This window comes from Blastomonas sp. CCH1-A6, from assembly GCF_001556365.1.
GTDB classification, from domain to species: Bacteria; Pseudomonadota; Alphaproteobacteria; order Sphingomonadales; family Sphingomonadaceae; genus Blastomonas; species Blastomonas ursincola.
Genome location: NZ_LSIS01000195.1, coordinates 1 through 7,141, shown reverse-complemented (window position 1 = coordinate 7,141; position 7,141 = coordinate 1). Strand labels below are relative to the sequence as shown.

At 68.6% G+C, this 7,141-nt stretch carries 12 protein-coding genes and 2 pseudogenes; all 14 read left to right on the top strand.

Annotated elements, in window-relative coordinates; all coding sequences use genetic code 11:
- A pseudogene (locus AX735_RS08680) lies at window positions 1-220 on the top strand (ATP-binding protein); the annotation flags it as partial.
- 1 nt (window position 221) lies between these two features.
- Window positions 222-1,352, top strand: coding sequence for a phage portal protein (locus tag AX735_RS08675; RefSeq protein WP_066278640.1), 1,131 nt, complete (start codon window positions 222-224; stop codon window positions 1,350-1,352).
- Window positions 1,349-1,663, top strand: a complete 315-nt coding sequence (locus AX735_RS08670; RefSeq protein ID WP_446471800.1) for a DUF6127 family protein — start codon at window positions 1,349-1,351, stop codon at window positions 1,661-1,663. Before AX735_RS08675 ends, AX735_RS08670 begins: the two co-directional genes overlap by 4 nt.
- On the top strand, window positions 1,660-2,052 hold the full coding sequence (locus AX735_RS08665) for an HK97 family phage prohead protease (RefSeq protein WP_066278634.1): 393 nt from the start codon (window positions 1,660-1,662) through the stop codon (window positions 2,050-2,052). Before AX735_RS08670 ends, AX735_RS08665 begins: the two co-directional genes overlap by 4 nt.
- A 110-nt stretch (window positions 2,053-2,162) precedes the next feature.
- Window positions 2,163-3,367: pseudogene (locus tag AX735_RS08660) on the top strand (phage major capsid protein).
- Window positions 3,368-3,469: 102 nt separating this feature from the next.
- The gene (locus tag AX735_RS08655) at window positions 3,470-4,678 is read left to right on the top strand and encodes a tail fiber domain-containing protein (protein ID WP_066278631.1); all 1,209 of its coding nucleotides are present in this window, start codon (window positions 3,470-3,472) and stop codon (window positions 4,676-4,678) included.
- A complete protein-coding gene (locus tag AX735_RS24975) occupies window positions 4,665-4,823 on the top strand; it encodes a hypothetical protein (RefSeq protein ID WP_156447451.1) in 159 nt (52 codons plus the stop codon). Before AX735_RS08655 ends, AX735_RS24975 begins: the two co-directional genes overlap by 14 nt.
- A 44-nt stretch (window positions 4,824-4,867) precedes the next feature.
- Window positions 4,868-5,149, top strand: coding sequence for a phage fiber-tail adaptor protein (locus AX735_RS08650; RefSeq protein ID WP_066278629.1), 282 nt, complete (start codon window positions 4,868-4,870; stop codon window positions 5,147-5,149).
- Window positions 5,149-5,688: a head-tail connector protein gene (locus AX735_RS08645; RefSeq protein ID WP_082751015.1), complete on the top strand. Its 540-nt coding sequence runs from the start codon at window positions 5,149-5,151 to the stop codon at window positions 5,686-5,688. The genes AX735_RS08650 and AX735_RS08645 overlap by 1 nt, the downstream gene beginning before the upstream one ends.
- Window positions 5,685-5,906, top strand: coding sequence for a hypothetical protein (locus tag AX735_RS08640; protein ID WP_137776224.1), 222 nt, complete (start codon window positions 5,685-5,687; stop codon window positions 5,904-5,906). Before AX735_RS08645 ends, AX735_RS08640 begins: the two co-directional genes overlap by 4 nt.
- Entirely contained in the window at window positions 5,903-6,295 is a 393-nt protein-coding gene (gp17, locus tag AX735_RS08635; RefSeq protein ID WP_066278624.1) for a tail completion protein gp17, read from the top strand. Before AX735_RS08640 ends, gp17 begins: the two co-directional genes overlap by 4 nt.
- A 15-nt stretch (window positions 6,296-6,310) precedes the next feature.
- Window positions 6,311-6,718, top strand: a complete 408-nt coding sequence (locus AX735_RS08630; RefSeq protein ID WP_066278621.1) for a phage major tail protein, TP901-1 family — start codon at window positions 6,311-6,313, stop codon at window positions 6,716-6,718.
- A 32-nt stretch (window positions 6,719-6,750) separates the two neighbouring features.
- The gene (locus AX735_RS08625; protein ID WP_066278642.1) at window positions 6,751-7,029 is read left to right on the top strand and encodes a GTA-gp10 family protein; all 279 of its coding nucleotides are present in this window, start codon (window positions 6,751-6,753) and stop codon (window positions 7,027-7,029) included.
- Window positions 7,026-7,141: phage tail assembly chaperone (locus AX735_RS24245; protein ID WP_156447450.1), on the top strand; the 116-nt coding region annotated here is incomplete at its 3' end. The genes AX735_RS08625 and AX735_RS24245, both read left to right, overlap by 4 nt.

Below are 7,141 nucleotides of genomic sequence, written 5' to 3'. Positions count from 1 at the left end.
CGCGCGCGCCGAGCCGGTGGCGGCGCTCTACGAGGCGGGGCGGGTGGTGCATTGTGGCACCTTCGCGCGGCTGGAGGACGAGATGTGCGGCCTGATGGCGGGCGGGTCCTATCAGGGACCGGGCCGATCGCCCGACCGCGCCGATGCCTTGGTCTGGGCGCTGACCGAATTGATGCTGGGGCGGCGCGGCACGCCGCGCATCCGATCGCTGGAGACATGATATGGGATATTGGAAGCAGCTGGCGCTCGCGCTGAAGGGCGCGGGCGTCGCCAGGCCGGTGCTCGCGCGCGCGTTCACCAGCCCATGGAGCCTGGCGCTCGCCGATCCGCCGCTCAGCCATGCCGAGCAGGTGCGCGCGGCCTATTGCGAGAACCCGATCGCCCAGCGCGCGGTGCGACTGGTGGCAGAAGGGGTGGGCGGCGCGCCGATAACGGCTTCCGATCCCGCGATTGCGGCACTTGTCGCGGCGACCAGCGCGGGGCAGGGGCTGCTCGAAACGCTGGCGGCGCATCTGCTGCTGCACGGCAATGGTTATGTCCAGATCCTGCGCGATGCCGATGGCCGGCCCGCCGAGCTGTTCGCGCTGCGCCCCGACCGGGTGAGCATCGAACCCGACGAGCGCGGCTGGCCCTCCGCCTATGTCTATCGCGTCGGCGACAGCTCGACGCGGCTGGCGGCGCAGGAGGGCGATGGCGCGCCGGTGGTCGTGCACATCAAGGCGTTCCACCCGAGCGACGATCATTATGGCCTGGGATGCCTGGGCGCGGCGGCGCGCGCGGTGGCGGTGCACAATGCCGCCGGGCGCTGGAACCAGGCGCTGCTCGACAATGCCGCGCGCCCCTCGGGCGCTCTGGTCTATCGCCCCGACGAGCCCGGCGGAGTGCTGACCCCCGAGCAGTTCGACCGGCTGAAGGCCGAGCTCGAGGCGAGCTTTGCAGGGCACACCAATGCGGGGCGTCCGATGCTGCTCGAAGGCGGGCTGAGCTGGCAGAGCATGGCATTGTCGCCGGCAGACATGGATTTTGTCGCGCTCAAATCGAATGCCGCGCGCGAGATCGCGCTGGCCTTCGGGGTGCCGCCGATGCTGCTCGGCCTGCCGGGCGACAATACCTATGCCAATTATCGCGAGGCCAATCGCGCGCTGTGGCGGCTGACCCTGCTGCCGCTGGCGGGCAAGATCACCGCCGCGCTGGCCGAAGGGCTGGCGCATTGGTGGCCGCAAGCCGCGCTCTCGGTCGATCAGGACCGGGTGCCCGCCCTGTCCGAGGACCGCGAGCGGCTGTGGCAGCAGGTCGGCGCGGCGGACTTTCTCTCGCCAGAGAAAAAACGGGCGATGCTGGGGATTTCATGACGATGGATAGCGAAGACATGCTCGCCAGCCTGCTCGCGCAGGCGGCGGAGGAAGGCGCGGATATCGCCACGCTGCGCGCGGTGGTCGAGGAGGCAGGCGATCTGGGCGCAGGCCGGGCGCTCGCCCGGATCGGCCTTGCCGATGCCGATGCAGGTGCGGACCTGCGCGAGTTGCGCGAACTGCTCCAGGGTTGGCGCGATGCGCGGTCGGGCATTTGGGGCCAGGCCTTCGACAAGTTCGTGCGCGGCGTGATGGCGCTGCTGCTCGCCGCGCTCGCGGTGCAGCTGGGCCTGGGTGACATGGTGCAATGAGCATGCGATTGGCCGGCTATGCTGCGCTGTTCGACCGGGTGGACAGGGGCGGCGACATCGTGCGGCGCGGGGCATTCCAGCGATCACTGGGCGAGGCTGCGCGCCCGTTGCCCTTGCTCTGGCAGCACCGGCCCGACCGGCGGATCGGATCGGTCACGTTGGCTCAGGAGGACCGGCGCGGGCTGCGGGTGATCGCGGCGCTCGACGATGCGGCGGACGAGGCGCTGGCCGGACTCGCCAGCGGCGTGGTGCGCGGGCTCAGCTTCGGCTATCGCGTCCGCCATGCCGAGGGCAAAGACCCGCGCGAGCTGTTCGATCTCGATCTGGTCGAGGTGAGCCTGGTCAGCGTGCCGATGATGCCGGGCGCGAGAGTGCACTTGCTGCGCTGACCGCTCCCCGCCTTTCCCTGCCTTTGCCCATCTGCCCCGCCTCGGCGGGGTTTTTGTGCCCGCAATCCGGGGGTTTTCCCCGCGTGATCCCAGAACGGAAGGAAGATGTGATGGATATCCCCGTAAATCCCCTCGAAATGAAGGCCGAGGCCGATCCGCTCGAGGCCTCGTTCGACAGCCTGCTCGCGGCCGAGGAGCATGAGGAGCGCATCGCCGCGCTCGAGACCGGGCTCGATGGCGTGAAAAGCGATGTCGATGCGATCCGCGCCGAGAGCGCGACGATGCGCGAGCGGATCGAGCGGATTGCCCGCACCGGCGCGCGCCCCTCGCTCGGCAGCGGTGAGGGCAAGGCGCCCGAGACCAAGAGCTTTGTCGACCAGTATCTGCGGCGCGGGCTGGAGACCGGCATCAAGAGCTTTACTGCCGCCACCGGCGCCGATGGCGGCTTTGCCGTCCCGCGCGAGATCGATGCGCTGATAGCCCGCACCCTCACCGATATCTCGCCGATCCGGTCGATCGCGCAGGTCGTGCAGACCGGCACTGCGGGCTATCGCAAGCTGGTCACCACCGGCGGAACGCCCTCGGGCTGGGTCAGCGAAACGGCGGCGCGGCCCGAGACCGACACGCCGAGTTTTGCCGAGATCGCGCCGCCTCGGGCGAGCTCTATGCCAATCCTGCGGCGAGCCAGGCCATGCTCGACGATGCCGCGTTCGATGTCGAAGCCTGGCTGGCGGGCGAGATTGCCGAGGAGTTCGCGCGCGCCGAGGGGGCTGCGTTCATCCATGGCAACGGCACCAACCGACCGCGCGGGTTCCTGACCGGTACGCCCACGCCGCAGGACGATGCCGCGCGCGCGTTCGGCACGCTGCAATATGTCGCCTCGGGCGCGGACGGCAATTTCGCCAGCGTCTCGCCCGAGAACCGGCTGATCGACCTGGTCCATGCGCTGCGCCCCGCCTATCGCCAGGGGGCGAGCTTCGTGATGAACTCCTCGACCCTGGCGCGCATCCGCAAGATGAAGAGCGATGACGGGGCGTTCCTGTGGCAGCCTTCGCTGGCGGCGGGCCAGCCGGCGACGCTGCTCGGCTATCCGGTGGTCGAGGCCGAGGACATGCCCGACATTGCGGCGAACAGCCTGTCGATCGCCTTCGGCAATTTCCGTGCGGGCTATCTGATCGCCGAGCGCAGCGCGACGACCATCCTGCGCGATCCGTTCACCAACAAGCCGTTCGTGCATTTCTATGCGACCAAGCGGATCGGTGGCCAGGTGATGAATTCCGAAGCGATCAAGCTGATGAAGTTCGCCGCGAGCTGATCGCGCAACCCTTGCCCGGACATCCCTGCCGGGATGGTGCCCGCGCGGTCTCTCCCCTGCCGCGCGGGCATTTTTCTACCCGCCTGAAATGGACACCCCTCGATGAGCGAACTCTTCTTTGCCGATCTGGTGCGCGAGACCAGCACCGGCACCGGCACCGGCGCGATGACGCTGGGTGGTGCCACGCCCGGCCATCGCCGCTTCGCCGATGCCGTGCCCGCAGGCGCGCGCTTCCATTATTCCATTGCCGGGATAACCCATGAGGATCAGTGGGAAATCGGCGAAGGCGAGATCAGCGGCGGTTCTCTCTCGCGCCATCTGGTCCTTGCCTCGTCGACCGGGGCAGCCGTCGATTTCTCTGCCGGGCTGAAGACGGTCACGCTGACCGTGGCGGCGCACTGGTTCGCGATGCGCGAAGACCGCTCGGACCATGGCCATGCGCTCGGGCAGATCGAGGGGCTGGTCGACGCCCTGGCTGCAAAGCAGCCGGCGGGGTCCTATGCGCCGCTGGCGCATGCCCATGACTATCTGCCGCGCGATCCGGCGGGAAACTGGGTCGCCAGCAATGCCAGCCTGGGGGTCGGCAGTTCGGCCAACTATGCCCGGCTCGAGGTGCGCGGGCCGAGCATCGCCGGCTATTCGCTGCAATTCGGCGGCGAGCTCCACAGCCGGGCCGGCACGCAATTCTATCTGGGCGACGCCCATTTCTATCATCCCGATTTCTGGAACAGCGCGCCGGGTATCGGATCGATCGCCGACCCGACCGGCGTCGCTGGGACATTGGGATTGTCGGCTTATGGCGGCCAGCCCGGCGGGAACGTGCTGATCGCAACAGCGAGCTTGAACGGCTATTCCAGCCGCGGATTTGCTCCAGGCGCAGACAATCTGGTGCTGCTGGGGCGTCCCCAGTTGCGCTGGGCGGAGATTCACGCGGTCTCGGGCGCGATCAGCACATCAGACGCGCGCGACAAATCGTGGATCGGCGCCATGAGCGAGGCCGAATACGCCGCCGCGATAGACATCATTGCCGAGCTGGGGTTCTTCCAGTGGCACGAAGCGGTCGAAGCCAAGGGGCCGGACGAAGCGCGGCGTCATTTCGGCGTCCGGGCCCAGAGCGCATTTGCCATCATGGAAGACCATGGGCTCGACTGGCGGCGCTATGGCTGGTGCTGTCACGACACGTGGCAGTCGGCCACCGGCGAGCAGGAACGCTATGGCATTCGCAGCGACCAGCTCTGCCTTTTCCTGATGGCAGCCCTCGCACGGAAGCTGGCCGAACAGCAGATGGAAGCTCCCCATGCTGCGGGGTGATGCGCTTGGCTCGATGCCGGTCGCATCGGGCAGTGCGCGCCGCGTGGCTGCCAGCCGGACCGGGCCAATGCCGCTGATGGTGCGCCCCTTTCAGACGCAGCGGCCGGGCGCTCCAGCCCGGCTGCTTTCGCCGCGCCGCCCCTGAGCATCGCGGCGTTTCCGCTCAACCTTTACCTGCAGGAGCAGCCGATGAGCCTGTTCGTCAAGGATCCGGACAGCCGGATCGATTATCGCGTCGATTGGGGCGCGGCCTATCTGGGTGCCAATATGCTGGTGTCCAGCAGCTGGTCAGTGGCACCGGCCATGGCGGGTGGCCTTGCCGTGATCTCCGACGGGCATGACGGGCTCAGCGCGACGGTCACGATCGACGGGGGCCAGCCGGGGGCCATCTATGCGCTGACCAACCGGGTGACCCTGTCCAATGGCGAGGTGGACGAGCGCTCTGTCACGGTCCGCGTGGAGCCGCGCTGATGCCCATGATCACCAGCGAACCCGCCGCGCTTGCCCCGTTGGCGCTGGCCGAAGCCAGAGCATTCCTCCACATCACCCGCGACGACGACGATGCCGTGCTGATCGGCCATCTGCGCAGCGCGGCAGAATTGTGCGAACAGTTCATCGGACAGTCGCTGCTTGTCCGGCCGCACCGGGAGGTCATCGCCGTGGCGCGCGACTGGCAGCGCCTGGGCGCTTCGCCGGTGTCCGCGATTACCGGGGTGCAGGGCGTCACCAGCGCGGGCGAGAGTTTTGCCCTGCCGAGCGAAGCCTATGCGATCGAGCTGTCGCCCGATGGCATCGGCCGGGTGCGCGTGCTGCATCCCGGATCGGCCAGCCGGGTCGAGATCCGCTATCTTGCCGGGATAGCCGCGCAATGGGGCGAGCTTCCCGAGGCCTTGCGCCAGGGCATCGTCCGGCTGGCAGCGCATGTGCATCTGGCGCGCGATGGAGGGGATGCCGCGCCGCCCGCGATGATCGGCGCGTTGTGGCGGCCCTGGCGCAGGGTGCGGCTGTGAGCGCGCGATTCGGCAGCGTGTTGCTGCGCCGCGCCACGCGGATCGGCGAACGTCGGGTCGAAACGCTGGCCGAAAAGGCCTGTATCGAGATTGGCATTATCCTGCCCGACATCGTGATCGTCCGCGATTCCGGGCGGATACGCCTGACCGGGCGCGGGCTGCGCCGCCGCTGGTGGCTGAATGCTGCCTTGCGCTGGCTGGGGAGATTGTTGCGATGAGCCTGGAACAGGATTTTGCGCTGGCCGCGATCGACTGGCTGGCGGGCGATGCGGCGCTGATGGCGCAAGTCAACGGCGTGTTTCATCGCGCCCCGGCGCGCATCGCAGTGCCCTATGTGCTGCTCGACGATGTGCTGGCGACCGATTGGGGCACCAAGGACCGGCCGGGGCGCGAGCTGCGGCTGGCCTTTTCGATCCGCGATGGATCGCAAGACGCGGGCCCCCTCTCGGCCATCACTGCGACGCTCGAAACCCGGCTTGCGGCGATGCCACGCAGCGGCACCGGCTATCGGCTGGTCAGCCTCCACCCCCTGCGCAGCCGCACCGTGCGGATCGGCGAAACCTGGCTCGTCACGCTCGACTATCGGGCGCGGCTGCTGGCTCCCTGACGAAAGGACCAAGACATGACGGCGGAAAAAGGCAGCGCCTTCCTGCTCAAGATCGGCGACGGCGCAAGCCCGCCCGCTTATCGCACTGTGGCGGGTCTGCGCACGACGCAGATGGCAATCAATGGCGAACCGGTGGTGATCACGCACAAGGGCAGCGGCGGCTGGCGCGAGCTGCTGTCGGGCGCCGGCGTGCGATCGGTCTCGGTCTCGGCGGCGGGATTGTTCCTCGGCTCGGATGCCGAGACCGCGATCCGCGTCCATGCGATGAACGGCACGCTCGACGATTACGAACTGAGCTTTGAGAGCGGTGCGCGGATGCGCGGGCGGTTCCTGGTCGCGCGGCTCGAATATGCGGGCGATTTCAACGGCGAGCGCAATTATTCGCTCGCACTCGAAAGCTCCGGCGCGGTGACGAGCCTGTGAGCGCCGTGGCCAACCCGGTGCGCGGCGAAGCAATGCTGGCACTGGCGGGGCAGGATGTGCTGCTGCGCCCGAGCTTTTCCGCCCTGGTCGCGGCGGAGCAGGAAATCGGACCGCTGTTCGATCTGGTCGAACGCGCCGCCGCCGGGCGGCTGGGCCTGGCGGAGCTGGTCGCGCTGCTCTGGCACTGCCGCGATGCCGCGACCTGCCCGCTCGATCGCGACGGCTTTGCCGAGGCGGTGGCCGAGGCAGGGCTGGTGGCGCTGACCCCGGTGCTGAAAATCCTGCTCCGGCAGATTCTGCAGGGCCGATGAGCGCAGCGCGTTTCGCCGATGCGGCGCGGGCCCTTTCGGGCCTGGCGGCGCGGCTGCTTGGTTGGCGGCCGCAGGAATTCTGGCAGGCCACGCCCGACGAACTCGCGGCGGC

What these genes read in the sequence shown, in the direction of transcription:
- AX735_RS08675 (WP_066278640.1), top strand. Translation starts at nt 222, where the DNA reads ATGGGATATTGGAAGCAGCTGGCGCTCGCGCTGAAGGGCGCGGGCGTC.
- AX735_RS08670 (WP_446471800.1), top strand. Translation starts at nt 1,349, where the DNA reads ATGACGATGGATAGCGAAGACATGCTCGCCAGCCTGCTCGCGCAGGCG.
- AX735_RS08665 (WP_066278634.1), top strand. Translation starts at nt 1,660, where the DNA reads ATGAGCATGCGATTGGCCGGCTATGCTGCGCTGTTCGACCGGGTGGAC.
- AX735_RS08655 (WP_066278631.1), top strand. Translation starts at nt 3,470, where the DNA reads ATGAGCGAACTCTTCTTTGCCGATCTGGTGCGCGAGACCAGCACCGGC.
- AX735_RS24975 (WP_156447451.1), top strand. Translation starts at nt 4,665, where the DNA reads ATGCTGCGGGGTGATGCGCTTGGCTCGATGCCGGTCGCATCGGGCAGT.
- AX735_RS08650 (WP_066278629.1), top strand. Translation starts at nt 4,868, where the DNA reads ATGAGCCTGTTCGTCAAGGATCCGGACAGCCGGATCGATTATCGCGTC.
- AX735_RS08645 (WP_082751015.1), top strand. Translation starts at nt 5,149, where the DNA reads ATGCCCATGATCACCAGCGAACCCGCCGCGCTTGCCCCGTTGGCGCTG.
- gp17 (WP_066278624.1), top strand. Translation starts at nt 5,903, where the DNA reads ATGAGCCTGGAACAGGATTTTGCGCTGGCCGCGATCGACTGGCTGGCG.
- AX735_RS08630 (WP_066278621.1), top strand. Translation starts at nt 6,311, where the DNA reads ATGACGGCGGAAAAAGGCAGCGCCTTCCTGCTCAAGATCGGCGACGGC.
- AX735_RS08625 (WP_066278642.1), top strand. Translation starts at nt 6,751, where the DNA reads ATGCTGGCACTGGCGGGGCAGGATGTGCTGCTGCGCCCGAGCTTTTCC.